Genomic DNA, 25,600 nt, shown 5'->3' on the forward strand with positions numbered 1-25,600 from the left:
CAGGATCAGCTCGCGTCGTCCGCGGGCGCCGGGGTCGGCGTCGTGAGCGTCGCGGTCGAGACGCGACGGCTGCGCGAGCGGCCCTGACCCGGCTCCTTCGGCTGCGGCAGCGCGTCGAGCACGGAGCCGAGGAGCTGCTCCGCGTCGGCCGAGCTCACGCGGCGCGGGGCCGTGCGGGCGCTCGCCACCGGGATGTCGAGGATCTGCACGGGCTCCAGGCGGATCGCCTCGCGCGGCTCGAGCGTCGACAGCGCAGGCTCCTCCACGGCGGCGTCCGCCGGGGTGGGGTCCTCCGTGTGCACGGCCGGCTCCGCGGCGGCGGGCTCCGGGGCCTCGGTGCGCTCCGGCGCCTCGGCCGCCGCGGACGACGCGCGTCCCCGGCCGCCTCGGCTGCGACGCGGGCGGTCGCCGCGCGGCTGCTCCTCGGTGGACGTCGTCTCCGACGCGGGGCGCGCGGCGGTGTCCGCCTCGACCTCGTCCGGCGTGCGCACGACGTCCTCGACGCGGTCGATGGCGTCGTTCACCGTCTGGATGGTGCTCGTCGCGATCTTCGCGAGGGCCGAGCGTGCGTCGTCGGTGATGCTGTGGGTGCTGGCCGCCGGCGTCCGCTGCTGCTGCTGCTGGGCCTGTCCGCCGCCGTTCCCGCGACCGCCGCCGTTGCCGCCGCCGTTGCCGTTCCCGCCGCCGTGCTCCTGCTGGCCCTTGCCGCCACGACGGCGGCCCTGGCCCTGCACGGGCTCCTGGGGCGTCTGCTTGTGGGCCATGAGCGGGTCGTGGTGGATGATGATCCCCCGCCCGGCGCACGTCTCGCAGTTCTCGGAGAACGACTCGAGCAGCCCGAGGCCGAGCTTCTTGCGGGTCATCTGCACGAGGCCGAGCGACGTGACCTCGGCGACCTGGTGCTTGGTGCGGTCGCGGCTCAGGCACTCCACCAGGCGGCGCAGCACGAGGTCGCGGTTCGTCTCGAGCACCATGTCGATGAAGTCGACGACGATGATGCCGCCGATGTCGCGCAGGCGCATCTGGCGGACGATCTCCTCCGCGGCCTCGAGGTTGTTCTTGGTGACGGTCTCCTCGAGGTTGCCGCCGGATCCGACGAACTTGCCCGTGTTGACGTCGACCACGGTCATGGCCTCGGTGCGGTCGATGACGAGCGAGCCGCCGGAGGGCAGCCAGACCTTGCGGTCGAGCGCCTTCTCGATCTGCTCGCTGACGCGGTAGTGGTCGAAGGAGTCCTTCTCGCCGGAGTACGCCTGCACCCGGTCGATGAGGTCGGGCGCCACGCCGCGGAGGTAGCCCTCGATGATCTCCTGGGCGTCGCCGCCGTCGATGACGAGCTCGCGGAAGTCCTCGTTGAAGACGTCGCGGATGATCTTCAGCAGCAGGTCGGGCTCCGAGTGCAGGAGCGCGGGCGCCTGCGCCTTCTCGACCTGGCGGCTGATCTCCGCCCACTGCGAGGTGAGGCGCTCGACGTCGAGCTTCAGCTGCTCCTCGGTCGCGCCCTCGGCGGCCGTGCGGACGATGACGCCCACGTTCTCGGGCAGCACCTCCTTGAGCGTCTTCTTCAGGCGCGCGCGCTCGGTGTCGGGGAGCTTGCGGCTGATGCCGTTCATGGATCCGTTGGGCACGTACACGAGGTACCGGCCGGGCAGGCTGACCTGGCTCGTGAGGCGGGCGCCCTTGTGGCCGACCGGGTCCTTGGTGACCTGGACGAGCACGCGATCGCCGGGCTTCAGCGCGACCTCGATGCGGCGCGCGTGGCTGCCGCCGCCCTTGTCGGCGTTGGCGGCCTCCCAGTCGACCTCGCCGGAGTAGAGGACGGCGTTGCGGCCGCGGCCGATGTCGATGAAGGCGGCCTCCATGCTCGGGAGCACGTTCTGGACGCGGCCCAGGTAGACGTTGCCGATGAGCGACGCCTCGTCGGCGCGGGCGACGTAGTGCTCGACGAGCACCTGGTCCTCGAGCACGCCGATCTGGATCTTGCCGTCGCGCGAGCGCACGATCATGCTGCGGTCGACCGACTCGCGGCGGGCCAGGTACTCGGACTCCGTGAGCACGGGGCGGCGGCGGCCGGCGTCGCGGCCGTCGCGGCGGCGCTGCTTCTTCGCCTCGAGGCGCGTGGATCCCTTGATCCGCTGCGGCTCGGTGATGAGCTCGGGCTCGCGGGGCGTGCGGACCTTGACGACGGTGCCGGGCGCGTCGTCGCCGTCGCGGCCCTCCTCGCCGGAGCGGCGGCGCGCGCGGCGGCGGACCGACGGCGCGTCGTCCTCGTCGTCGCGGTCGTCGTCGCGGTCGCGGTCGCGGCCGTCCCGGCCGGTGCTGCGGTCCTGGCCGCGGCCGCCGCGGCGCGAGGAGCGCGAGGGGCGGTCGTCGCGCTCGAGGTCGTCGTCCTCGTCCGGTCGGCGGTCGTCGCGGCGGTCGTCCCGCTCGCGGCGGGGCGGCAGCGGCGCGATGTCCGGCGCCTGGAAGAAGACGGAGAGGGAGGGGAGCGTCCGGGCCGGGGCGGCGGGAGCCTCGGCCGCGGGTGCCTCGGCGGCGGGCTCGGGTGCCGTCTCGACGGTCGCGGCGTCCGCGTCGGACGCGTCCGCGACGGGGGCCTCGGCCGGAGCCGGCTCCTCGGTCGCGGCGGCGGCCTTCCGGGGCGCGCGCTTGCGCGGCGCGCGGGCGGCGGGCGCAGCGGCCTCCTCGGCCGGGGCCGCATCGGCGTCGGACGCCGGGGCCAGGGCCGGGGCCTCGGCGGACGCGTCGACGCTGGCGTCGTCCGTCGGGGATCCGGCGGGGGCGGACGCGGCGGTGCCCGCGCGACGCGAGCGTCGGGCGACCGGCGTCTCGGGCTGCTCGGGCGTGGACTGGGTGTCGTCGTTCTCGTTCAGGGTGAGGCCCTTCGCTTCGGAGGCGGCGGGCGTGCCGCTCGCCTCGGGGTTCGCGGTCGCGGGGAGGACGGGCGTGCCGTCGGTCTCCGGTGCCGCGGTCGGCTCGGCACGGCGGCCTGTCAGCCGCTCGAAGAGGCTGGGACGCCTCCTGCCGTGGTTCTCGTCTCTCTCCACCATCTCTGGTGCACTCCTCAACCGGTCGGTACGGCCGCGCCGTACCCCGGTAGCTCTCCGAGTGGATCCCCGCGTACGCGGTTCTCCGTCGATCCTGGTCTGCGACGTCCGGCCCGAGGCTTCGGTCGTGCGCACTGGTACGGAACTGGCTATCCGCCGCCGGACGGTGCCGGGCGGCCCGGGTCTGCCCCGGGAAAGACTCTTCATGGCGGTCGTCCCGCGCGGCGGGTCGACCTGCCTGCCAGTATCGCACGCCGACGTCCACCCGGCCGTCAGGGTCGGCGCTCCCCCGTCTGCCATGATCGCCGCATGACCGCGACCCGGGCCCCCGTCCACCCCCGCTCCCTGGCCCTCCTGCTGGTCGTGACGGGGGTCGTCGGCTGGATCGGCGCGTTCGTCCTGGTGCTCGACCGGCTGCACCTGCTCGAGAACCCGGGCGCGTCGCTCTCCTGCGACGTCAACCCGTTCATCTCCTGCGCGACGGTCATCCAGTCGCCCCAGGGGTCGCTGTTCGGCTTCCCCAACCCGCTCATCGGCGTGGCCGCGTTCGTGGTGCCCGTCGTGATCGGCATGGCGCTGCTCGCCGGCGCCCGCCTCGCGCGCTGGTTCTGGACCCTGTTCGCGGTCGGGACCTTCGCCGGCTGGGTGTTCGTGACCTGGCTCTTCACGCAGAGCGTCTTCGTCATCGGGGCGCTCTGCCCGTACTGCCTGCTGGTGTGGAGCGCCATGATCCCGCTGTGGTGGGGCACGCTCTCCGCGACGGCGCGCGCGGGGCTGCTCCCCGTACCCGCGGGGATCCGCCGCGCCGCCGACGCGGTCGCGCCGTACACCTGGGCGATCGTCGTGCTGAACTACGCGGTCATCGTGGTCGCGATCATCGCGACGTTCCCCGCGCTCATCCCGACGCTGCTCGGCTGACGCCGCGGGACGACGAGGGGCCGACCGGATGAACCGGTCGGCCCCTCGTCGTGCGGGCGGCTAGAACCAGAGCGCGAGCTCGCGCGCGGCGGACTCGGGCGAGTCGCTGCCGTGCACGAGGTTCTGCGCGACGGCGAGGCCCCAGTCGCGGCCGAGGTCGCCGCGGATCGTGCCGGGGGCGGCGCCCGTCGGGTCGGTCGTGCCGGCGAGCGAGCGGAAGCCCTCGATGACGCGGTTCCCGGCGACGCGCACGGCGACGATCGGGCCCGACTCCATGAACTCGACGAGCGGCTCGTAGAACGGCTTGCCCTGGTGCTCCTCGTAGTGCTGCTCGAGGAGCGCGCGCTCGGCCTGCACCATGCGCAGGTCGACGATCTGGTAGCCCTTGGCCTCGATGCGGCGGAGGATCTCGCCGGTGAGGCCGCGGGCGACGCCGTCGGGCTTGACGAGGACGAGGGTCTCCTGGACGGGAGCGGTCATGGGTGTCTCCTACGGGGTGGGAGCCGGGGGCTCGGTGGTCGGTCGGTGGTCGGTGGGGCGCTCGTCGGCGCCGTCGGAGCGGGCCTCGGCCTGCTCGTCGAGCATGGCCTGCTCCCACGCGCCGCGGGCGGCGGCCTTCTCGCGGTCGATGCGGGCGCCCTGCACCATCGCGTAGACCCAGAGCAGCAGGAAGAAGCCGCCGACGGCGAACATGGCGGGCAGCACGAACCCGGTGAGGACCACCAGGACCTGCACGACCCAGCCGGCCCGGATCCCGAGCGGCGTGCGCAGCGACCCCACGACGGCGAGCATCGCGAGGACGAGCAGGGCGCCGCCGCCGAGCGCGACGAGGGGCGGCAGGGCCTCGAGGCCGAACGCGACGAGGCTCGCGAGGAAGACGACGATGACCTGGAAGCCCATGACGATGGACCCCAGGATCTCGACCGTCGTGCGCGGCGGGCGGGGTCGCCGCGTGCGGGCCGGGCGGCCGTCCGTGCTCACGCGGTCTTCCAGCCCTCGTCGAGCGCATGCGCGATCGCCTCGCCGACGAGGAGGATCGAGCCGGTGACGAGCGCCGCGCCCTTCTCGGTCTCGCCCGCGGAGTCGCGCGCGTCGTCGAGTGCCGTGCGGAGATCGGGCTCGACCGTGACCCGGTCGCGGCCGACGACGCCCACGACGACGCGGGCGAGCTCGTCGGGATCCACCGAGCGCTCGGACGTGGAGCGCGTGACGATGAAGTGGTCGACGACGGGCGCGAGCTCGCGGACGATGCCCTCCGCGTCCTTGTCCTCGAGCACGCCGATGACGGCGGTCACGCGGTCGAAGGTGAAGTAGACGGGGAGCGCGGCCGCGAGCGACGCGGCGCCCGCCGGGTTGTGCGCGGCGTCGACGAGCACGGTCGGCTCGGTGCCGACGACCTGCAGGCGTCCGGGGCTCGTCGCGGTGGCGAGGCCCTCCGCGAGCACGTCGTCGTGGATGGCGTGGTCGCCTCCGCCCAGGAACGACTCGACCGCGGCGATCGCGACCGCGGCGTTCTGCGCCTGGTGCGCGCCGAACAGCGGCAGGAACACGTCGCGGTAGGTGCCCGCGAGGCCCTGCACGGAGATGACCTGGCCGCCGACCGCGAGCGTCGTGTCGAGGAGGCGGAACCGCTCCCCCTCCATCGACCACGTGGACTCGGTGAGCTCGGCGGCGCGCGTGAGCTCGGCGACGACCTCGGGCGCCTGCGCGCTCGACACGACGTCGGCGGCGGGCTTCACGATGCCGGACTTGGTGCGCGCGATCTCCGCGACCGTGGATCCGAGCCGCTGCGTGTGGTCGAGCGAGACGGGCGTGAAGACCGCGACCTCGCCGTCGGCGACGTTCGTCGAGTCCCACTCGCCGCCCATGCCGACCTCGATCACCGCGACGTCGACGGGCGCGTCCGCGAACGACGCGAACGCGAGCACCGTGAGCGCCTCGAAGAAGGTCACGGGCTCCTCGCCCGCCGCGACGAGCTCCCGGTCGACCATGTCGATGAAGGGCTCGACGTCGGCCCAGTTGCGGCTGAGCGCCTCGTCGGTGATGGGCACCCCGTCGACGACGATGCGCTCGTTGAACCGGACGAGGTGCGGGCTCGTGAACAGGCCCGTGCGGAGCCCGGCGGCGCGCAGGATGCTCTCGGTCATCCGGCTCGTCGAGGTCTTCCCGTTGGTGCCCGTGACGTGCACGATCTTGTACGCGCGCTGCGGGTCGCCGAGCAGCTCGACGACGCGGCGGGTCGCCGACAGCCGCGGCTGCGGCGCCTGCTCCCCCACGCGCGCCAGGAGCGCCTGGTACACGAGGTCGCCCTCGCGCTCGTAGTAGTTCTCGTCGTCGACCTCGCGGCCCGCGACGATCGACTGCTCGGCCTCGCGGCGGAGCTCAGCCGCGTCGTCGGCGAAGAGCTGGTCGTCGCTCAGGCCGTCGACGTCGGGGTCGAGGGCGCGGGCGGCGGCGTCGACGCCCTCGTCCGTCTCCGGCTCGAAGTCGTCGTCGCGCCGGGGCTCGTCGTCGTCGAAGGGGCGTCCGCCCTGCTGGTCGCTCATGCTCGCTCCACCTCGATGTCCAGGGGGGATCCGCCGCCCACGGTGATGCCGGACGTCGATGCCTCGGCGACCGCGTCGATCCGCAGCGCCACCGCCAGGGTCTCACGGGCGATGAGGTCGCGGAACCGCTCGGCCTGCTCGGCGCCCGCGGCGTCCAGCCGGATCACGAGGGCGATGCGGTCGCTCACGTCGAGCCCCGCGCCCTTGCGCGCGTCCTGCACGTTCCGCACGACGTCGCGCGCGAGGCCCTCGGCCTCGAGCTCGGGGGTGAGCGCGGTGTCGAGCAGCAGGAACCCGCCGCCCGGCAGGAGCGCGAGCGCCTGGTCGGCACGGTCGCCCGCCACCTCCAGCACGAGCTCGTACTCGCCGGCCACGAGCGGCACGCCGCCTGCGACGACCTCGCCGTCGGCTTCCGTCCAGTCGCCCGAGCGGGCCGCCTGGATGACCTGCTGCACGCCCTTGCCGAGGCGGGGCCCGGCGACGCGCGCGTTGACGGTGAGGCGGCGGGTGATCCCCGCGTCGGCGGCGCTCGTCGGCGTCAGCTCCTCGACGGATACGGCCTTCACGTTGAGCTCGTCGCGGAGGATGTCCTCGAAGCGGGCGAGCCCGTCGGCGTCGTCGCTCACGACCGTGAGGCGCGCGAGCGGCTGGCGCACGCGGAGGCCCGACTGCTTGCGGAGCGAGAGCGCGGTGGACGCCACCTGGCGCACCCGGTCCATCACCTCGACGAGGCGGTCGTCCGCGGGCAGGTCGTCCGGCTCCGGCCAGTCCTGAAGGTGGACGCTGCGCCCGCCCGTGAGGTCCTTCCAGATGCGCTCGGAGACCAGCGGGAGCAGCGGCGCCGCGACGCGCGTCACGGTCTCGAGGACCGTGAAGAGCGTGTCGAAGGCGCGCGTGTCACCCGTCTCCGTGCCCGCCCAGAACCGGTCGCGGCTGCGGCGCACGTACCAGTTGGTGAGCACGTCGGCGAAGTCGCGGAGCGAGGCCGCGGCCAGGGTCGAGTCGAGCGCGGTCATGTGCTCGGTGACCTCGGTCACGAGGCGGCGGGTGCGGGCCAGGATGTAGCGGTCCAGCACGTCGTCGCTCGTCGTGTCGCGCCTCGCCTCGTAGCCGCCCGGCTGCGCCGAGTTGGCGTAGAGCGAGAAGAAGTACCACGTGCTCCAGAGCGGCAGCAGCACCTGGCGGACGCCCTCGCGGATGCCCTCCTCGGTGACGACGAGGTTGCCGCCGCGGAGCACGGGGCTCGCGAGGAGGAACCAGCGCATGGCGTCGGATCCGTCGCGGTCGAAGACCTCGTTGACGTCCGGGTAGTTGCGCAGCGACTTGGACATCTTCTGGCCGTCGTTGCCGAGGACGATGCCGTGGCTCACGACGCTCGAGAACGCGGGCCGCTCGAACAGCGCGGTCGACAGCGCGTGCAGCGTGTAGAACCAGCCGCGGGTCTGGCCGATGTACTCGACGATGAAGTCCGCCGGGCTGTGCTCGTCGAACCACTCGCGGTTCTCGAACGGGTAGTGCACCTGCGCGAAGGGCATGGATCCCGAGTCGAACCAGACGTCGAGCACGTCCTCGATGCGGCGCATGGTGCTCTTCCCCGTCGGGTCGTCGGGGTTCGGGCGCGTGAGCTGGTCGATGAACGGCCGGTGCAGGTCCGTCGGGCGCACGCCGAAGTCGGCCTCGAGCTCGTCGAGGCTGCCGTACACGTCGACGCGCGGGTACGCCGGGTCGTCGCTCTTCCACACCGGGATGGGGCTGCCCCAGAAGCGGTTGCGGCTGATGGACCAGTCGCGCGCGTTGCCGATCCACTTGCCGAACTGGCCGTCCTTGACGTTCTCGGGCGTCCACGAGATGTCCTGGTTGAGGCGCACCATGTCGTCGCGGAAGTCGGTGACGCGCACGAACCAGCTGGAGACCGCCTTGTAGATCAGGGGGTTCTTGCAGCGCCAGCAGTGCGGGTAGGAGTGCTCGTAGCTGGCCTGCCGGATGAGGCGGCCCTGCGCCTTGAGCATGCGCGTGAGGGTCTTGCCGGCATCCGACCACAGCTCCCCCGCGACCTCGGGCACGGTGTCGACGAAGCGCCCGCCCTCGTCGAGCGACAGGATCACGGGGATCCCGGCGGCGGCGCAGACCTGCTGGTCCTCCTCGCCGTAGGCCGGGGCCTGGTGCACGATGCCGGTGCCGTCGGTGGTCGTGACGTAGTCGGCGACGAGCACCTGCCACGCGTTCTCCGTGCCGAAGCGCTCGACGTCGGCGTAGAAGTCCCAGAGGCGGTCGTACGCGACGCCCTCGAGCTGGCGGCCGAGCACCGTGCGGGACACGGCGGCGCGCGCCTCGTCGGCGGAGGCGTAGCCGAGGTCCTTGGCGTAGTTCCCCACGAGGTCCTGGGCGATGAGGTACTCGGATCCGAGCACCTCGGCCGCGAGCTGCACGGACGACTCCCGGGGCAGCGCGTCGGGCGCCTCGGAGTCGGGCGTGCCGGCGGGGCCCGCGGGCACGACGGCGTAGACGATGTCCGGCCCGACCGCGAGCGCCATGTTCGTGGGCAGCGTCCAGGGCGTGGTGGTCCAGGCGAGCGCGCGCACGGCGGTGAGGCCGAGCGACTCGGCCTTCGCGCCCACGAGCGGGAACGTGACGGTGACCGACTGGTCCTGGCGCATGCGGTAGACGTCGTCGTCCATCCGCAGCTCGTGGTTGCTCAGCGGCGTCTGGTCGTGCCAGCAATACGGCAGCACGCGGAAGCCCTCGTACGCGAGGCCCTTCTCGTGCAGCTGCTTGAAGGCCCAGATCACCGACTCCATGAAGTCGATGTCGAGCGTCTTGTAGTCGTCCTCGAAGTCGACCCAGCGCGCGGAGCGGGTGACGTACTCCTCCCACTCGCCCGTGTACTCGAGCACGGAGCGGCGGGCGACGGCGTTGAACTGCTCGACGCCCATCTCCTCGATCTCGCTCTTCTCGGTGATCCCGAGCTGGCGCATCGCCTCGAGCTCGGCCGGCAGGCCGTGCGTGTCCCAGCCGAAGCGGCGGTGCACCTGCTTGCCGCGCATCGTCTGGAAGCGCGGGAAGGCGTCCTTGGCGTAGCCGGTGAGGAGGTGCCCGTAGTGCGGGAGGCCGTTGGCGAAGGGCGGGCCGTCGTAGAAGACCCACTCGTCGCATCCCTCGCGCTGCTCGACGGACGCGCGGAAGGTGTCGTCGCGCTTCCAGAACGCGAGGATCCCCTTCTCGATGTCCGGGAAGCGCGGGCTCGCGGCGACCTGGTCGGGGGCGCCCGGGTCGTCGGGGACGGGACGGGGGTAGGTCATGGCATCTCCTGCGGCGTCGGCTCTCCGCGAGGACGCCCGGATCCCGTGTGCGGATCCCCGAGCGCGGTACCACCCCGCTTGCCACGCGACGCGCGGCCACTCTCCTTGGGCGATGACGGGCCCGAGCCGTTCGGTTCTACCTTCCCCGCGAGCGGGGCTCTCTTCCGAAGGCTCCCCGGTGATGGCCGGATCGACGCCTGTGCCTCAGATCCTAGCGCCCGGGCGCGCGCGCGTCGGCGTCCGCCTTCGCCTATCCCCCGAGCTGGGCGCGGTACGCGTCGGCGCGGTACGGGAGGTCGAGCGCGTCGCGGCCCGCGGTGTCGGGATGGCCGGCGAGGAGGGTGCGGACGTCGTCGAGGAGGCGGGAGCGCTCGTCGTCGGGCAGTACGAGGACGCGGCTGACGGATCCGGCGAGGGCCACCAGGTCCTCGGGCGCGAGGCGGTGCGCGTGCGGGAAGGAGGCGTGCTCGACGGGGCCGAAGCCGGGGAACGGGCCGGGCTCGACGGCGCGGCCGGTGGAGCGGGCGTCGGGCTGGAGGAGGGCGTCGAGCTCGCGGACCCAGTCGACCTCCGTGTCCATGACGTTCCAGACGATGCCGAGGCGCCCGCCCGGCCGGAGCACGCGCCCGACCTCCCGCGCCGCCTCGCCCGCGTCCATCCAGTGCCACGCCTGCGCGACGAGTACCGCGTCCTCCTCGCCGTCGCCCACGGGGATCGCCTCGCCGCTGCCCGCCCGGACCTCGATGACGGGGGCGGATGCTGCCAGCACCCGGCGCATCCCGGCGTCGGGCTCGACCGCGGTGACGGCGAGGCCGCGTGCGGCGAGCAGCCGGGTGAGCTTGCCGGTGCCCGCGCCGAGGTCGACGACGCGGCGCGAGCCCGCGGGGAGCATCCAGTCGACGGCGGCGTCGGGGTAGCCGGGCCGCACGCGGTCGTACTGGTCGGCGACGGCGCCGAACGAGGAGGCGAGGTGGGAGCGGTCGGGCGTGCCGGGGGCGTCGGAGGTCATGCGGACATCCTGCCCCGGGCACGTGAGCGGGGCGCGGCGCACCGGGCGCCGCGCCCCGCGGGCGTGCGGTCCCGTCAGCCGAGCCGCGCCGTGGTGCGCTGCAGCCGCATCGGGTCGAGCGCGATGCCCGGGACCGTCGCCGTGCGTCCCGTCACGTCGGTGACCCGGACCGTGTACGGCCCCGCGCCGAGGCCGGAGGGGGCGAGCCAGTAGCCGTAGACCGTGCGCGACAGCGAGACCCAGCTGGTGCCGACCCGCACCTCGACCGAGCGGAGCTCCGTCCCGGCGTCGACGACCTGGATCGCCGCCCAGTACGCCGACGACCCCTCCTTCAGCCGGAACGCGAGCGGCGGGAAAGTCGGCGCCGCGACGGGCGCGTAGGAGATGGGGATGATGCCGGCGTCGTAGTCGCCGATGGCGCGGAACGCCTCCTCGCTCAGGTCGAGGTGCCCGTGCTCGCACTCGGGGCAGAGGTCCGCGACCTCGACGCGCACCGTCCCCTTCGGGCCGGTGACGTCGAGGTAGGTGCCGCACGCGGCGCTGCCGGCGTAGTCGTCCGGACCGACCGCGACGTAGAGGCGGTCCGCGGGGATGGTGGGGAGCGAGCAGTTGCCGTTGGTCGTGCTGCCGTCCGGGCCGAGCGAGTAGTGCGTGGCCCGGCCGGACCCCGGGTCGACGGCGGAGGCGGATCCGGCGGGGGCGGCGACCGTGAGGCCGACCACCACCAGGAGGAGCGCGAGCAGGGCGGGCAGCGTCGTGCGGAGACGGCCGCGGAGGCCGCGGGGAGGGCGGGCCCGGTGGGAGCCGGGCCGGTCGGAGGGGTCGGGTGCAGGGGACATGACAGACCTTCTGTTCCTCGAGGGAGCGGTCGCGGTCGCGCCGCGCGGCCAGGGTAGGACCGCCCGTCCGCCCCAGGACGGATCGGCGCACATCCCGCGCGGCCGTGCGGGCGACGGGGCGGCGGGCGTCAGACGAGGGAGGCCGCGAGCGCCGGGCGCAGGGGTTCGAGCGCCCGGCGGACCGCCTCGTCCAGGGGTCCGCGGCCCACGCCGTCGGCCGCCCAGGCGACCACCGCGGCCGCCGTCGCGGCGGCGACCACGGCGGCCGCCACGCGCACCGGGGCGGCCGACGCGCGGAGGCCGGAGGCGCGCGCGAGGGCCTGGGCGACGGGGTCGACGAGCGGCGCCGCCCGCGTCACGCCCTCGGCCGCCACGTCCGCTCCGAGGCCCATGACCTCGTGCTGCGTGAGGGCGAGCGGCAGCCACCCCTCGCCGCGGCTGCGGGCGGCCTGCACGAGCGCGTCGACGACGGCGTCGACGGCCGGCTCCCGTGGATCCGTCGCCGCGAGCGCGTCGCCGAACGCGCGGAGCGTGTCGTCGAGGCCCGCCCACAGCAGGTCGGCCTTGGAGGCGAAGTAGTTGAAGAACGTGGCCCGGCTGACCCCGGCCCGCTGCGCGATCTGCTCGACGGTGGTCGCCGCGTACGTGTTCTCGAGGAAGAGCTCGGCGGCCGCCTCCTCCAGCGTCGCGCGCGACGAGCGGCGCGGGCGGCCGGCGGGACGGGCGGAGGTCATGGGCCCATCCTGGTGCACCCGCGCCCCGGGCCTCGCGTATTGTTGGACGCGGTACAGAAACCATCCGCACCAGCGCCCGAGCGGCGCGCACATCGGAAGCACCCATGATCCCCACCTCGCGCGCCCGCGCCCTCGCGGGCCTCGGCGCCCTCGCCGCGACCGCCCTCGTCCTCTCCGGTTGCACGACCGCGACTCCCGAGGCCCCGACCACGCCGGTCGCCGGCGGCACCCTCGTCTACGCGTCGGGCGACGCCGAGCCCGAGTGCCTCGACCCGCACGTCGGCGGCAACTACCCGCAGGCGCTCGTCTCCTCGCAGTTCCTCGAGCCGCTCGTGTCGCTCGACGGGAAGGGCGGGATCACGCCGTGGCTCGCCGACAGCTGGACCTGGAGCGAGGACGGCCTCGGCCTCACGCTCGCGCTCCGCCAGGGGGTGACGTTCACGGACGGCACGCCGTTCGACGCGGACGCCGTGGTGGCGAACATCCGCCACGTGCAGGATCCCGCCACCCTCTCCTCCACCGGGTACCTCGCGCTGCAGGCGGTCACGGACGCGACCGCGGTCGACGCCTCGACCGTGCGGCTCACGCTCTCCACGCCCGACAGCGCGCTGCTCGAGTCGCTCTCGCAGCCGTGGCTCGCGATGGAGTCGCCCGCCGGGATCGCCCGCGGCACCGACGCGAACTGCGCCCAGCCCATCGGCACGGGACCGTTCAGCGTCGAGCGCTGGGACCGCCAGCAGTCCATCTCGCTCGTGCGGAACGACGCCTACTCCTCGCCGCCCACGGACGCCGCGCACACGGGGGCCGCGTACCTCGAGCGCATCGACTGGCGCTTCCTGCCCGACGCGGCGTCCCGCTACGCCGCGCTGCAGAGCGGCGAGGTCGACGTGATCGACAACGCGCAGCCCGACGCGATCGCCTCCGCGACCGCGGGCGGCACGCTCGGCGAGCTCGACGCGCCGCGGCCGGGCGCCTCCAACCGCATCGAGCTGAACTCCGGCCAGGCGCCGTTCGACGACGAGCGCGTGCGCGAGGCCTTCATCCGCTCGGCCGACGTCGACGCCGGCATCGCCGCGCTCTTCCAGGGCACCGCCGAGCGCTCGCACTCGCCGCTCGCGAGCACCGAGCCGGCCCAGGTCTCCGACCCCGACCTGTTCGCGATCGACACGGACCGCGCCGCCGCGCTCCTCGACGAGGCCGGCTGGTCGACGAAGGACGCCGACGGGATCCGCACCAAGGACGGCAAGCGCCTCACCCTGCGCTTCCCCGTGAGCACCAACCAGTCGATCCCCGCCGAGCAGTCGCTCTTCGAGCAGGTGCAGGCCACCACCAAGCAGGTGGGCTTCGACGTGCAGCTCGAGCCCATGGACCTCGGCTCCTGGTACGAGGCGCTCGGCGACGACGCGTACGAGCTCGTGAGCGCGCCGTACACGAAGGCCGGTCCCGACGTGCTGCGGATCCTCTACGACACCTCGGGCATCACGCCCGCGCCGAGCGGCTACTTCGCCAACCACGCCAAGGTCTCGGTGCCGGAGATCGACGCGGCGCTCGCCGAGGCGCGCTCCACGACGGACCTCGAGCGCCGGAAGGCGCTCTACGCCGACGTGCAGCAGCGGGTCATGGCCGGGTACTGGATCCTGCCGCTGTACGACCAGCAGAACCACTTCCTGCACGGGACGGCCGTGCAGGGCCTGCGTGCCCTGCCGTCGGTCGCGACCCCGACGCTGTACGACACCTGGCTCGCCCGGTGACGGGGGGCCGCGCCCTGCCCGCATCCGGATCCCGCCGACCCGCGCTCCTGCGGGCCGTCGGGGCCCGGGTCGGCGGCGCGGTCCTCGTGCTGTGGGCGGTCGCGACCGTCACGTTCCTCGCCGTGCGGCTGATCCCGGGCGACCCCGCGCAGGCGATCCTCGGCGGGCCCGGTTCGCAGGCGCCGCCCGAGGCCGTGGCCGCGGTGCGCGCCGAGTACGGCCTCGACCAGCCCCTCCTCGTGCAGTACCTCGCGCAGCTCGGTCGCCTCGCGCAGGGCGACCTCGGCCGGTCCTACGCCCTCCGCGAGGACGTCGTCGCGGTGCTCGCGCGGCAGCTGCCGGGGACCATGCTGCTCGCGGTGCTCGCGCTCGCGGTCGCGTGGATCCTGGCGCTCGGCCTCGCGCTCGTCTCCACCGGTGCCGGGCGCATCGCGGGGGCGCTCGGCGCGGGCGTCGAGATCGTCGCCGCGTCGCTGCCGCACTTCTGGATCGGCGTGGTGCTGATCCTCGTGTTCTCCACCGGGCTCGGCTGGCTGCCGGCCGTCAGCGGGTCCTCGCCCGCGGGCTTCGTGCTGCCCGTGCTGACGCTCGCGATCCCGCTCGCCGGCTTCCTCGGCCAGATCATGCGCGAGGCGCTGCTCGACGCGCTCGACTCCCCCTTCGCGCTCGCCGCCCGGGCGCGCGGCGAGTCGGAGGCGGGCGTCCGGCTGCGGCACGCGCTGCGGCACGCGGCCGCGCCCGGGATCGCGCTCTCCGGCTGGGCGTTCGGCTTCCTCATCTCGGGCGCCGTGGTGGTCGAGCAGATCTTCGCCCGACCGGGGCTCGGCCGCACGGCGCTGTCGGCCGTCACGAGCCGGGACGTGCCGGTGATCGTCGGCGTCGTGATCGTGGTGGCGGTCGTGTACATCGTGCTCACGGCGGTGACCGACCTGCTGGCGCGGCTGGTGGACCCGCGGCTCGTCGACGCGCGCACGGGACCCGTGCCGTCCCCCGACGCGCCGTCGCCCGCCTCCCCCGCGGCGGCCGCCCGATGAGCGACCCGCGCGCCGAGACGCTGCTCGCCGCCCCGCCCGCCCGGCCGCCCGTCCGCGTGCTGGCCGTCGCCGGGACCGCGGGCGCCGCCCTCGTGGTGGTCCTGCTCCTCGCCGCCGCCCTCGCGCCCGGGCTCCTCGCGCCCGGCGACCCGCTCGCCATCGCGCCCGCGGAGGCGTTCCGGCCTCCGGGCGCCGGCCACCTCCTCGGCACCGACGAGTCGGGCCGCGACGTGCTGACGCGCGTCGTGCACGGCGCCGGCCCCAGCCTCGTGATCGGCGTGAGCGCCACCGCGATCGGCCTCGGCCTCGGCGCCGTCCTGGGGCTCGCCGCGGCGCTCCTCGGCCGGGTCGCCGACTTCGCCGTCAACCGCGTCATCGAGGTGGTCTTCGCGTTCCCCGGCCTCCTCCTCGCGCTCTTCCTCATCGTGATCCTCGGGCCCGGCATCGGCAGCGCCACGCTCGCCGTCGGCATCTCGGCCGCGCCCGGCTACGCGCGCATCATCCGCGGGCGGGTCATGTCCGTGCGGCGGTCGGCGTACGTCGAGGCGGCCACCGTGCTGGGGCGCCCGCCGCTCGTGGTGCTCGCGCGGCACATCCTGCCGAACACCGCCGCGCCCCTCTTCGTGCTGGGGACGCTCGGCGTCGGCCAGGCCATCGTGTGGGCGTCGTCGCTCAGCTACCTCGGCCTGGGGACGGTGCCGCCGGATCCCGAGTGGGGCGCGATGCTCGCCGCGGGGCGCACCTACATCGGCTCCGCGCCGTGGCTCACGGTCGTGCCGGGGCTCATGATCGTGCTGACCGCGATCGCGTCCACCGTGCTCGGCCGGGCGCTCGAGCGACGGGTGCGCGCATCGTGACGGGCGCACCCGAGGACGCCGTCCGCACCGGGACGCCCCTCGCCCTCCGCGTCGAGGACCTCCGCGTCTCCTTCGGCGGGGTGCCCGTCGTGCACGGCGTCTCCCTGCGGGTCGCGCCCGGCGAGTGCCTCGCGCTCGTCGGCACGTCCGGATCCGGCAAGAGCGTGACGGCGCGCAGCCTCCTCGGCCTGGCGGGCACCGGTGCGCGCGTCACCGCCGACGTGCTCGAGATCGGCGGGCGGGACCTGCGCGCGGCGGGTCCGCGCGAGTGGCGGCGCGTCCGCGGATCCGGCGTCGGGCTCGTCCTCCAGGACGCGCTCTCGTCGCTCGACCCCCTGCGTCCCGTCGGCCGTGAGATCGGCGACGCGCTCCGCCTGCACGGGATGCGCGACGCGCGGGCCCGGCAGGCGCGCGTCCTCGAGCTGCTCGCGCGCGTCGGCATGCCGGATCCCGAGGTCCGCGTCCGCCAGCGCTCGGGCGAGCTGTCCGGCGGGCTCCGTCAGCGCGCGCTGCTGGCGGCGGCCCTGGCGCTCGATCCGCCGCTCCTCGTCGCCGACGAGCCCACGACCGCGCTCGACGCGACCGTGCAGGCGCGCATCATCGACCTGCTCGCCGACCTCCGGACGCGCGGCCAGGCGACCCTGCTCGTCAGCCACGACCTCGCCGTCGTCGCGCGGCTCGCCGACCGCGTCGCGGTGATGCACGACGGGCGCATCGTGGAGGAGGGCCCGACCGCCGACGTCCTCCGCGCCCCCGCGCACCGCCGGACCCGCGCCCTCGTGGCCGCCGTGCCCACGGGCGTGCCGCGCGGCGTGCCCCTGTCGGCGGCGCGCCTCGAGGCCGCGGGCGCGCGGGAGACGGCCCCGGTCGAGCCCGCGCCGTCTCCCGACCACCCCGTCGTCCTCCGCGCCTCGGGCCTCCGCCGCGCCTTCCCCGGCCCGGGCGGATCCCTCCGCACGGCCGTCGACGACGTGTCCCTCGAGGTCCGCCGCGGCCGCACGCTCGGCCTCGTCGGCGGATCCGGCTCGGGCAAGACGACGGTCGCCCGCCTGCTGCTGGCGCTCGAGGAGCCCGACGCGGGCGACGTGACGCTCGACGGCGAGCCCTGGAGCGGGATCCCCGAGCGGGCCCGCCGCTCCCGGCGCCCGCGCGTCGGCGCCGTCTACCAGGACCCGCTCGCGTCCTTCGACCCGCGCTGGACCGTCGACCGGATCCTCCGGGACGCCCTCGCGGTCGCAGGCCTCGCCGGCGCCGCGGCGTACGACTCCCCCGCGACGCTCCTGGCGCAGGTCGGCCTCGACCCCGCGCTGCTGACCCGCCGACCGGCGCGGCTCTCGGGCGGGCAGCGCCAGCGGGTCGCCATCGCGCGCGCCCTCGCGGCGCGGCCCGACGTGCTGATCTGCGACGAGCCCGTGTCCGCGCTCGACATCGCGGTCCAGGCCCAGGTGCTCGACCTCCTCGACGAGCTGCAGCGGCGTCTGGGCCTCGGCCTCCTGCTCATCTCGCACGACCTCGGCGTCGTGGGCCACATGAGCGACGACGTCCACGTCATGGCCGACGGGCGGATCGTGGAGCACGGATCCGCCGCCGACGTGCTCGAGCACCCGACGCACCCCGTCACGCGGGCGCTGCTCGCCGCCGTCCCGCGGCTGGATCCGAGCGACGCCCCGCGCTGAGCCGCTGGACCGCCCGCGTCACACGCCCGCGTGCCGGTCCAGGAACGCGTACAGCTCCCGGTCGTCCACCCCGGGGAACGACCCGCGCGGCAGCGGCGCGAGGATGTGCGCGTGCAGCCGGGCGCTCGGCCACGCGCGGTCGCGCCATCGACCGGCGTCCTCCGGATCCGCCCGCCGGCAGCACGACTCGTCCGGGCAGCGCGACACGCTCCGCGCCGTCGTCTCCCGCCCGCGGAACCACTTCGCGTGCGCGAACGGCACCCCGAACGAGATGGAGTACTCGCCCTCGGCCGTGGATCCCGTCTGCGTCGAGCACCAGAACGTGCCCGCGGGCGTGTCCGTGTACTGGTGGAACTCGGTCGTGCGGTTGGTGCGGTCGAACGCGCCCCGCGCCGCCCACTCCCGGCACACCGGCTGCCCCTCGACCGCGCCCGTCACGTCCACCGGCAGCGGCAGCCCGTCGTTCTCGTACGCCTTGTAGACCGCGCCGTCGCCGCCGACCCGGAGGAAGTGCACGCGGAGGTCGAGGTGCGTGGTGCTGATGTTCGTGAGCCGGAGGGCCGCCGCCTCGTGCGTCACGCCGAACGCGTCGCGGAAGTCCTCCACCGCGAGGTCGCGCCGCGCCTTGGCCTCGGCGAGGAACTCGACCGACTGCGTGAGCGGCATGAGGCACGCGGCCGCGAAGTAGTTGATCTCGAGCCGCTGCCGCAGGAAGTCCGCGTAGCTCGCGGGCTCCTCGTGCCCGAGCACGCGATGCGCCATCGCCTGCAGCGCCATCGAGCGGAGGCCGTGGCCGCCGGGGATGGAGGCGGGCGGCAGGTAGATCCGCCCCTCGCCGAGGTCGGTGACCGAGCGGGTCGACCGGGGCAGGTCGTCGACGTAGATGAGCTCGAAGCCGAGGCCCTCGGCCATCCGGCTGACGCTGCGGTGCGAGAGCGCGCCGCCGCGGTGGCCGACGTCGGCGAGCATCCGCTCGGCCAGCTCCTCGATCCCGGGGATGTGGTTGTCGCGCTCGCGCATCATGAGCCGCTGCTCGGTGTTCGCCCGCCGCGCCTCCTCGGGCGTCGCGATGGACTCGCGCGCCCGCCGCGCGAGCTCCCGGTGCAGCCCGACGAGCGCCTCCAGCGTCTCCTGCGGCAGCGCGCGGCTGGCGGGCACCGCGGGCAGCCCGAGCGAGCCGTACAGGGACGAGCGCTGCGCGCGGTCCAGCTCGATCTCGAGGGCCGACCGCGCGTCGGGGGCGTCGGCCGCGAGCAGGTGCGTGACGTCCACGCCGAGCGCGCCCGCGATCCGCCCGAGCGTCGAGAGCCGCGTCTCGCGCCGGCCGTTCTCGATCATGCTCAGCTGGCTCGGCAGGATCCCCGCCCGCTCCCCCAGCGCCTGGAGCGTGAGCCCCGCGGCCTTGCGCGCGTGCCGGATGCGCCTCCCGATGACGAGCTGGTCCATTCCTTCACCTCTCCGTGAACATCCCCGCTTCTTCACGTGGACGGATCCCCGAAGCCCATCCTGACGGGTCGCAGGCTGGAACAACAGACCGATCGAAGGGGACGGATCCATGACCACCATCCAGGACGCACCACCGCTCACCGCCCGAGGCCCCGCCGGCGCCGCCGCCTCGCCCGCCGCCCGCACGGCCGCCCGCGACGCCGTCCCCCTCCCGCCCGGCGCCGACGCCCCCGCCCTCTGCCGCGATCCCCGCATCGCCGAGTGGGTCGCCGACGTCGCGCGTCTCACCCTCCCGGACCGGGTGGTCTGGTGCACGGGCAGCGTCGCGGAGTACGACCGCATCACGCGGCAGATGGTCGACGCCGGGACGCTCATCCGGCTGAACCCCGAGTGGCGCCCGCACAGCTTCCTCGCCCGCAGCGACCCGGCCGACGTCGCGCGCGTCGAGGACCGCACCTTCATCTGCTCCGCGGACGAGGCGGACGCCGGCCCCACGAACAACTGGCGTGATCCCGCCGAGACGCGCGCCGAGCTGCGGGAGCTCTTCGCCGGATCCATGCGCGGCCGCACCCTCTACGTCATCCCGTTCTCCATGGGCCCGCTCGGCGGCGCGATCTCGCAGCTCGGCGTGCAGATCACGGACAGCCCCTACGTGGTCGCGAGCATGGCGCTCATGACCCGGATGGGCGACGACGCGCTCCGTCTCATCGGCCCGGACACGACGTGGGTCCGCGCGCTCCACGGCCTGGGTGCCCCGCTCGTCGACGACGCGGGCCGCCGCTCCGCCGACGTGCCGTGGCCGCACAACCCCGACAAGCGCATCTGCCACTTCCCCGAGGACCGCGAGATCATCTCGTTCGGCTCGGGCTACGGCGGCAACGCGCTGCTCGGCAAGAAGTGCTTCTCGCTCCGCATCGCCTCGGCCATGGCGCGCGACGAGGGCTGGCTCGCCGAGCACATGCTGCTCATCCGGATCACGAGCCCGGAGGGCCGGCGCTTCCACATCGCGGCCGCGTTCCCGTCCGCGTGCGGGAAGACGAACCTGGCGATGCTCACGCCGACGATCCCCGGCTGGAGGGTCGAGACGCTCGGCGACGACATCGCCTGGCTCCGGCCGGACGTGCAGGGCCGGCTCCGTGCGGTCAACCCCGAGCGCGGCCTCTTCGGCGTCGCGCCCGGAACCGGCGAGGCCACGAACCCCGTCGCCATGTCCACGATCTGGGGCAACGCGATCTACACGAACGTCGCCCTCCGCCCCGACGGCGACGTGTGGTGGGAGGGCATGACCCCGACGCCGCCCGCCGGCCTCCTCGACTGGCAGGGCAACCCGTGGTCGCCGGACTCCGGCACCCCGGCCGCGCACCCGAACGCCCGCTTCACCGTGGGCCTGGAGCAGTGCCCGTCCCTCGCGGACGACTGGGACGACCCCGACGGCGTGGTGGTCGATGCGATCCTCTTCGGCGGGCGCCGCGCGACGAACGTGCCGCTCGTGGCGGAGGCCGACGACTGGGAGCACGGGGTCTTCGTCGGAGCGACCATGGCCTCCGAGCGCACGGCCGCCGCCGAGGGCCGGGTGGGCGAGCTCCGCCACGACCCCTTCGCGATGCAGCCCTTCGTCGGCTACGACATGGCGGACCACTGGCGGCACTGGCTCGAGGTCGGGCGCGGCCTCGGCGCCGGGGCGCCCCGCGTCTTCCAGGTCAACTGGTTCCGCAAGGGCGAAGACGGCTCCTTCCTCTGGCCGGGCTTCGGCGAGAACGCGCGCGTGCTCGAGTGGATCGTGCGCCGCGTGGAGGACCGGGTCGACGTCCGCCCGTCCCCGGTCGGCGGCCTGCCCCTGCCGGAGGACCTCGACGTGGCCGGGCTCGACCTGGCCGACGGCGCGCTCGACGAGCTGCTGGCGCTGGATCCCGCCCTCTGGCTCGAGGAGCTCGACGCCGTGGACGCGCACTTCGCGCGCTTCGGCGGACGCGTCCCCGAGGAGCTCACGGCCCGCCTCCACGCGATGCGCCGGGCGTTCCGCGAGGCCGACCGCGGCGCGGACGCCTAGCGCGAGCGCCGGATGCGCGGGGCCGTCCCGCCCCGCGCATCCGGCCGTCGCGCCCCCATCCGCTAGCCTGGATCCCGCACAGAAGGCACCTCACCATCGACACGGTGCCGTCCACATCGAGGGAACCGGAGCACGCATGGCTGACGATCGACGTCCGGACACCGCCGAGGAGGCGACCGGGCAGGTCGCCCGGGTCCCCGACAAGCCGGCCCTCGAGGGCCTCGAGGCGAAGTGGGGCGGCCGCTGGCAGGCCGACGGAACGTACGACTTCCGCCGCGACGAGGCCGCCGCCGGCACCGTCTTCTCCATCGACACCCCGCCGCCCACGGCGAGCGGATCCCTGCACATCGGCCACGTCTTCAGCTACACGCACACCGACGTGATCGCCCGCTACCGCCGCATGCGCGGTGAGAGCGTCTTCTACCCGCTCGGCTGGGACGACAACGGCCTCCCCACCGAGCGCCGCGTCCAGAACTTCTACGGCGTCCGCTGCGACCCGACGCTCCCCTACGACCCCGACTACCGTCCCGCCGAGACCGGCGGCACGTCGAAGCCGGGCGACCAGCAGCCCATCTCCCGTCGCAACTTCATCGAGCTGTGCGAGCGCCTCACCGAGGAAGACGAGAAGCAGTTCGAGGACCTCTTCCGCACGCTCGGCCTCAGCGTCGACTGGCGCCAGAGCTACCGCACCATCGGCGCCGAGGCGCAGGTCGCCTCGCAGCGCGCGTTCCTCCGCAACCTCGCCCGCGGCGAGGCGTACCAGGCCGACGCGCCCACCCTCTGGGACGTCACCTTCCGCACCGCGGTCGCGCAGGCCGAGCTCGAGGACCGCGAGCAGCCGAGCGCCTACCACCGCCTCGCGTTCCACCGCCCGGACGGCGACGACGTGATCATCGACACCACGCGGCCCGAGCTCCTCGCCGCGTGCGTCGCCCTCGTCGCGCACCCCGACGACGAGCGCTACCAGGGACTGTTCGGCACGACCGTCACGACGCCCGTCTTCGGCGTCGAGGTCCCCGTGCTCGCGCACCACCTCGCGCAGCCCGACAAGGGATCCGGCATCGCGATGGTCTGCACCTTCGGCGACCTCAACGACGTCGTCTGGTGGCGCGAGCTGCAGCTGGAGAACCGCGCGATCGTGGGCTTCGACGGCCGCATCGTCTCCGAGGCGCCCGAGGCGATCACGTCCGAGGCCGGACGCGCGGCGTACGCCGCCCTCGCCGGCAAGACCGTCTTCTCCGCCAAGGCCGCGATGGTCGAGCTCCTCACGGAGTCCGGCGAGCTCATCGGCGAGCCCCGCAAGATCACGCACCCCGTCAAGTTCTACGAGAAGGGCGACAAGCCCCTCGAGATCGTCTCGACCCGCCAGTGGTACATCCGCAACGGCGGCCGGGACGAGGAGCTCCGCGCGGGCCTCATCGGCCGCGGCCGCGAGATCGGCTTCGTGCCCGACTTCATGCGCGTGCGCTACGAGAACTGGGTCGGCGGCCTCAACGGCGACTGGCTCGTCTCCCGCCAGCGGTTCTTCGGCGTGCCGCTCCCCGTCTGGTACCCGCTCGACGCCGACGGCAACCCGGAGTTCGACCGGGCGATCACGCCGGCCGAGGACCAGCTCCCCGTCGACCCGTCCTCGGATCCCGCCCCCGGCTACACGGAGGACCAGCGCGGCGTGCCCGGCGGCTTCCAGGGCGAGCTCGACGTCATGGACACCTGGGCCACCTCCTCCCTCACCCCGCAGCTCGCAGGCGGCTGGGAGCGCGACCCGGAGCTGTTCGACCTCGTCTTCCCGTTCTCCATGCGCCCGCAGGGCCAGGACATCATCCGCACGTGGCTCTTCTCCACGGTGCTGCGCGCCGAGCTCGAGCACGGCCAGGCGCCGTGGAGGACGGCCGCCATCTCCGGCTGGATCCTCGACCCCGACCGCAAGAAGATGTCGAAGTCGAAGGGCAACGTCGTGACCCCCGCGGCCACGCTCGAGCAGTTCGGCTCGGACGCGGTGCGCTACTGGGCCGCGTCCGCGCGCCTCGGAGTCGACGCGGCGATGGACCCGCAGAACCCGACGCAGATCAAGATCGGCCGTCGCCTCGCGATCAAGGTCCTCAACGCCGCGAAGTTCATCCTGTCCTTCGAGGCGCCCGAGGGCGCCCGCGCGACGCACGCCATCGACGTGGGCATGCTCGCCGCCCTCGCCGAGGTCGTCGAGACCGCGACCACCGCGCTCGAGGAGTACGACCACGCCCGCGCGCTCGAGGTCACGGAGAGCTTCTTCTGGACCTTCTGCGACGACTACCTGGAGCTCGTCAAGGACCGCGCGTACTCCGCCGACGCCGACCCGGCCGACCGGGGATCCGCTGTCGCCGCGCTCCGCGAGGCCCTCGACGTGCTGCTGCGCCTGTTCGCGCCCTTCGTGCCGTTCGCGGCTGAGGAGGCGTGGAGCTGGTCGCACGACGGCTCGATCCACACCGCTCCCTGGCCGACCGCGCCGACCCCGGACGCCCCGGCGACCGGCGGCACGGCCGACCCGCGTCTCCTGGCCCTCGCCGGCCGGGCGCTCGTGGGGATCCGCCGCGCCAAGACCGACGCCAAGGCGTCGCAGAAGACGCCCGTGGCCGAGGCAGTGGTGTCCGCGTCGCCCGAGGACATCCGCTCGCTCGAGCTGGTCGCCCGCGACCTCCGCGCCGTGGGCCGCATCACCGACCTGACCTTCACCGAGGGGGACGGCCCCGCCGTCACCCGCATCACGCTCGCGAACGCCGAGCAGCCCGAGGAGACCGACGCATGACCATCTCGATCCGCCCCGTCCGCGACGGCGACTTCTTCCCCTGGTTCGACCTGTTCTCCGGCTACGCCGAGTTCTACGGCACCGAGCTGACGGACGAGAGCGCCGTCCTCGCATGGAGCCACCTCATCGACGACGCCCACGCGAGCTCCGCGCTCGTCGCCGTCGACGACGCGCACGAGGGCGCCCTCGTCGGCCTGGCGCACTTCCACCGCTTCTCCCGCCTGGCGCGCGGCACCGACGGCCTCCTGGTCGACGACCTCTACGTGCGCGAGGTCTCGCGCCGCCAGGGCGTCGGCGAGCAGCTCCTCGCCGCGGTCGCCGACGTGGCCCGCCGCGATGGCGCGAGCATGCTCCGCTGGATCACCGCGGAGGACAACGCCGACGCGCAGCGCCTCTACGACCGGGTCGCCCGCCGCACCACGTGGGTCACCTACGAGCAGGACGTCTGATGCAGCTCGGCACGCGCTGGCCCATCGGCGGCACCGCCCCGGCGGAGCTCCCCGAGGTCGTCCTCCTCGCGGTGAAGACCGTCGAGAAGGACGTCCTCGCGCTCGCGACCGACACGGCCGAGTGGCGCTGGACGCTCACGTGGCTCGAGCGCAAGCCCGTCGTCGAGCTCGACGACGGCACCGTGATCCGCTACGACCCGATCGAGGACGCGGCCACGATCACGATCCCCGGCGAGAGCACCGACGACCCGTTCGACGACTGACGGGTCCCGCTCCCTGATCGCGTGACGGACGTGCCGGCCCTCGGGCCGGCGCGTCCGTCGTCTCCGGGTCGGTACCGCCCGCGTCAGCGACGCGCGAGGATCTCGCCGTGCGGCATCGCGAGGAACCCGTCCTCGTCGGCCGCCCACCCCTGCCACCCGGCCCGGATGGCCTGCAGGTCGTCGTCCGTCGCGAAGCCGCCCTCGAGCGCCTGGCCCGCGAACGACGACGCGATCGCGCGGTCGGCCCACGCGCCGCCCCACCACGCGCGCTCGTCGTCGGAGGAGAAGCACCACACGGACGCGCTCGACGCGATCTCGGTGAAGCCGGCCTCGCGCGCCCACGCCTTGAGGCGGGATCCCGCGTCGGGCTCGCCGCCGTTCGCGCGGTGCACGGGCAGGTACACGTCGGCCCAGAGCCGCAGGCCGTCCGTCTCCGGGTGGAGCGCGACCTTCGAGTAGATGACGTCGCGCGCCGCCACGAGCCCGCCGGGGCGCGTGACGCGGCGCATCTCCGCGAGGGCGCGGACGGGATCCCCCACGTGCTGCAGCACCTGGTGCGCGTGCACGACGTCGAACGACGCGTCCGCGTAGGGCAGCTCGTACACGGATCCCGCGACGAACTCGACGTTGCGGGTGCCGCGCGCCGCCGCCAGCTCCTGGGCCTGCCGCACGACGTCCTCCGACACGTCGAGGCCGACCACGCGACCGGGCGCGACGATGTCGGCGAGCTCCACCGTGATGGTCCCGGGGCCGCTGCCCACGTCGAGCACGTCGAGCCCGGCCCCGAGATGCGGTTCCAGGTAGGCGGCGGAGTTCCGGACGGTCCGCGCGCTGTGCACGCGGAGGACGCTCTCGTGGTGGCCGTGGGTGTATCGCTCGCTGTTCACCCTCCGAGCCTAG

At 74.3% G+C, this 25,600-nt stretch carries 19 protein-coding genes; 9 read left to right on the plus strand and 10 right to left on the minus strand.

The genetic code is table 11. The features are described 5' to 3' along the window. Window positions 1-5: 5 nt before the first annotated feature. Window positions 6-3,050 carry an Rne/Rng family ribonuclease gene (locus ACMT9T_RS02615; RefSeq protein WP_414744106.1) on the minus strand — a complete coding sequence of 1,015 codons (3,045 nt, stop codon included), beginning with the start codon at window positions 3,048-3,050 and terminating at the stop codon, window positions 6-8. Between the two features lie 306 nt (window positions 3,051-3,356). On the opposite strand from ACMT9T_RS02615, the gene ACMT9T_RS02620 reads away from it, so the two are divergent. After that, the gene (locus tag ACMT9T_RS02620) at window positions 3,357-3,965 is read left to right on the plus strand and encodes a vitamin K epoxide reductase family protein (RefSeq protein ID WP_414744107.1); all 609 of its coding nucleotides are present in this window, start codon (window positions 3,357-3,359) and stop codon (window positions 3,963-3,965) included. 60 nt (window positions 3,966-4,025) lie between these two features. On the opposite strand, the gene ndk is transcribed toward ACMT9T_RS02620, so the two are convergent. From ndk to ACMT9T_RS02655, 7 genes are all read right to left on the minus strand, one after another. Further along, complete coding sequence (gene ndk / locus ACMT9T_RS02625) at window positions 4,026-4,445, minus strand: nucleoside-diphosphate kinase (protein ID WP_043672318.1); 420 nt, start codon at window positions 4,443-4,445, stop codon at window positions 4,026-4,028. A gap of 9 nt (window positions 4,446-4,454) precedes the next feature. Continuing rightward, a complete protein-coding gene (locus tag ACMT9T_RS02630; RefSeq protein ID WP_116055256.1) occupies window positions 4,455-4,946 on the minus strand; it encodes a DUF4233 domain-containing protein in 492 nt (163 codons plus the stop codon). After that, window positions 4,943-6,511: a bifunctional folylpolyglutamate synthase/dihydrofolate synthase gene (locus ACMT9T_RS02635; RefSeq protein ID WP_414744108.1), complete on the minus strand. Its 1,569-nt coding sequence runs from the start codon at window positions 6,509-6,511 to the stop codon at window positions 4,943-4,945. Before ACMT9T_RS02635 ends, ACMT9T_RS02630 begins: the two co-directional genes overlap by 4 nt. Further along, window positions 6,508-9,810, minus strand: a complete 3,303-nt coding sequence (ileS, locus tag ACMT9T_RS02640; RefSeq protein ID WP_414744109.1) for an isoleucine--tRNA ligase — start codon at window positions 9,808-9,810, stop codon at window positions 6,508-6,510. Before ileS ends, ACMT9T_RS02635 begins: the two co-directional genes overlap by 4 nt. Window positions 9,811-10,060: 250 nt before the next feature. Beyond that, entirely contained in the window at window positions 10,061-10,819 is a 759-nt protein-coding gene (locus ACMT9T_RS02645; protein ID WP_414744110.1) for a class I SAM-dependent methyltransferase, read from the minus strand. Between the two features lie 74 nt (window positions 10,820-10,893). Continuing rightward, on the minus strand, window positions 10,894-11,658 hold the full coding sequence (locus tag ACMT9T_RS02650; RefSeq protein WP_414744111.1) for an expansin EXLX1 family cellulose-binding protein: 765 nt from the start codon (window positions 11,656-11,658) through the stop codon (window positions 10,894-10,896). Window positions 11,659-11,786: 128 nt separating this feature from the next. Next, window positions 11,787-12,392, minus strand: a complete 606-nt coding sequence (locus ACMT9T_RS02655) for a TetR/AcrR family transcriptional regulator (protein WP_414744112.1) — start codon at window positions 12,390-12,392, stop codon at window positions 11,787-11,789. Between the two features lie 104 nt (window positions 12,393-12,496). On the opposite strand from ACMT9T_RS02655, the gene ACMT9T_RS02660 reads away from it, so the two are divergent. Genes ACMT9T_RS02660 through ACMT9T_RS02675 form a run of 4 tightly spaced genes read left to right on the plus strand, consistent with a single transcriptional unit; the run spans window position 12,497 to window position 17,710 of the window. Next, window positions 12,497-14,143, plus strand: a complete 1,647-nt coding sequence (locus tag ACMT9T_RS02660) for an ABC transporter substrate-binding protein (RefSeq protein ID WP_414744113.1) — start codon at window positions 12,497-12,499, stop codon at window positions 14,141-14,143. Then, on the plus strand, window positions 14,140-15,177 hold the full coding sequence (locus ACMT9T_RS02665; protein ID WP_414744114.1) for an ABC transporter permease: 1,038 nt from the start codon (window positions 14,140-14,142) through the stop codon (window positions 15,175-15,177). The genes ACMT9T_RS02660 and ACMT9T_RS02665 overlap by 4 nt, the downstream gene beginning before the upstream one ends. After that, window positions 15,174-16,034 (plus strand): ABC transporter permease, encoded by an 861-nt coding sequence (locus ACMT9T_RS02670; RefSeq protein ID WP_414744115.1) that lies wholly within the window; start codon window positions 15,174-15,176, stop codon window positions 16,032-16,034. The genes ACMT9T_RS02665 and ACMT9T_RS02670 overlap by 4 nt, the downstream gene beginning before the upstream one ends. Further along, window positions 16,031-17,710: a dipeptide ABC transporter ATP-binding protein gene (locus ACMT9T_RS02675; RefSeq protein ID WP_414744116.1), complete on the plus strand. Its 1,680-nt coding sequence runs from the start codon at window positions 16,031-16,033 to the stop codon at window positions 17,708-17,710. The genes ACMT9T_RS02670 and ACMT9T_RS02675 overlap by 4 nt, the downstream gene beginning before the upstream one ends. Window positions 17,711-17,728: 18 nt before the next feature. Here ACMT9T_RS02675 and ACMT9T_RS02680 read toward each other — a convergent pair whose 3' ends face one another. After that, complete coding sequence (locus ACMT9T_RS02680) at window positions 17,729-19,156, minus strand: helix-turn-helix domain-containing protein (protein WP_414744117.1); 1,428 nt, start codon at window positions 19,154-19,156, stop codon at window positions 17,729-17,731. 109 nt (window positions 19,157-19,265) lie between these two features. Here ACMT9T_RS02680 and ACMT9T_RS02685 point away from each other — a divergent pair, with 109 nt between their 5' ends. The 4 genes from ACMT9T_RS02685 (at window position 19,266) to ACMT9T_RS02700 (ending at window position 24,700) form a co-directional block, all read left to right on the plus strand. After that, window positions 19,266-21,206, plus strand: coding sequence for a phosphoenolpyruvate carboxykinase (GTP) (locus ACMT9T_RS02685; RefSeq protein ID WP_414744118.1), 1,941 nt, complete (start codon window positions 19,266-19,268; stop codon window positions 21,204-21,206). 136 nt (window positions 21,207-21,342) lie between these two features. After that, window positions 21,343-23,988, plus strand: a complete 2,646-nt coding sequence (gene valS, locus ACMT9T_RS02690) for a valine--tRNA ligase (protein ID WP_414744119.1) — start codon at window positions 21,343-21,345, stop codon at window positions 23,986-23,988. Continuing rightward, entirely contained in the window at window positions 23,985-24,437 is a 453-nt protein-coding gene (locus tag ACMT9T_RS02695) for a GNAT family N-acetyltransferase (RefSeq protein WP_414744120.1), read from the plus strand. The genes valS and ACMT9T_RS02695 overlap by 4 nt, the downstream gene beginning before the upstream one ends. Then, entirely contained in the window at window positions 24,437-24,700 is a 264-nt protein-coding gene (locus tag ACMT9T_RS02700) for a hypothetical protein (RefSeq protein ID WP_414744121.1), read from the plus strand. Before ACMT9T_RS02695 ends, ACMT9T_RS02700 begins: the two co-directional genes overlap by 1 nt. Before the next feature lie 83 nt (window positions 24,701-24,783). On the opposite strand, the gene ACMT9T_RS02705 is transcribed toward ACMT9T_RS02700, so the two are convergent. Next, entirely contained in the window at window positions 24,784-25,587 is an 804-nt protein-coding gene (locus ACMT9T_RS02705) for a methyltransferase domain-containing protein (RefSeq protein ID WP_414744122.1), read from the minus strand. Window positions 25,588-25,600 lie beyond the last annotated feature (13 nt).

The sequence above is a fragment of the Clavibacter vidaverae genome, from assembly GCF_047529985.1.
GTDB lineage: Bacteria > Actinomycetota > Actinomycetes > Actinomycetales > Microbacteriaceae > Clavibacter > Clavibacter nebraskensis_A.

What these genes read in the sequence shown, in the direction of transcription:
- ACMT9T_RS02680 (WP_414744117.1), bottom strand. Translation starts at nt 19,156, where the DNA reads ATGGACCAGCTCGTCATCGGGAGGCGCATCCGGCACGCGCGCAAGGCC.
- ACMT9T_RS02620 (WP_414744107.1), top strand. Translation starts at nt 3,357, where the DNA reads ATGACCGCGACCCGGGCCCCCGTCCACCCCCGCTCCCTGGCCCTCCTG.
- ACMT9T_RS02650 (WP_414744111.1), bottom strand. Translation starts at nt 11,658, where the DNA reads ATGTCCCCTGCACCCGACCCCTCCGACCGGCCCGGCTCCCACCGGGCC.
- ACMT9T_RS02695 (WP_414744120.1), top strand. Translation starts at nt 23,985, where the DNA reads ATGACCATCTCGATCCGCCCCGTCCGCGACGGCGACTTCTTCCCCTGG.
- ACMT9T_RS02645 (WP_414744110.1), bottom strand. Translation starts at nt 10,819, where the DNA reads ATGACCTCCGACGCCCCCGGCACGCCCGACCGCTCCCACCTCGCCTCC.
- ACMT9T_RS02700 (WP_414744121.1), top strand. Translation starts at nt 24,437, where the DNA reads ATGCAGCTCGGCACGCGCTGGCCCATCGGCGGCACCGCCCCGGCGGAG.
- valS (WP_414744119.1), top strand. Translation starts at nt 21,343, where the DNA reads ATGGCTGACGATCGACGTCCGGACACCGCCGAGGAGGCGACCGGGCAG.
- ileS (WP_414744109.1), bottom strand. Translation starts at nt 9,810, where the DNA reads ATGACCTACCCCCGTCCCGTCCCCGACGACCCGGGCGCCCCCGACCAG.
- ACMT9T_RS02615 (WP_414744106.1), bottom strand. Translation starts at nt 3,050, where the DNA reads ATGGTGGAGAGAGACGAGAACCACGGCAGGAGGCGTCCCAGCCTCTTC.
- ACMT9T_RS02660 (WP_414744113.1), top strand. Translation starts at nt 12,497, where the DNA reads ATGATCCCCACCTCGCGCGCCCGCGCCCTCGCGGGCCTCGGCGCCCTC.
- ACMT9T_RS02655 (WP_414744112.1), bottom strand. Translation starts at nt 12,392, where the DNA reads ATGACCTCCGCCCGTCCCGCCGGCCGCCCGCGCCGCTCGTCGCGCGCG.
- ACMT9T_RS02670 (WP_414744115.1), top strand. Translation starts at nt 15,174, where the DNA reads ATGAGCGACCCGCGCGCCGAGACGCTGCTCGCCGCCCCGCCCGCCCGG.
- ACMT9T_RS02685 (WP_414744118.1), top strand. Translation starts at nt 19,266, where the DNA reads ATGACCACCATCCAGGACGCACCACCGCTCACCGCCCGAGGCCCCGCC.
- ACMT9T_RS02635 (WP_414744108.1), bottom strand. Translation starts at nt 6,511, where the DNA reads ATGAGCGACCAGCAGGGCGGACGCCCCTTCGACGACGACGAGCCCCGG.
- ndk (WP_043672318.1), bottom strand. Translation starts at nt 4,445, where the DNA reads ATGACCGCTCCCGTCCAGGAGACCCTCGTCCTCGTCAAGCCCGACGGC.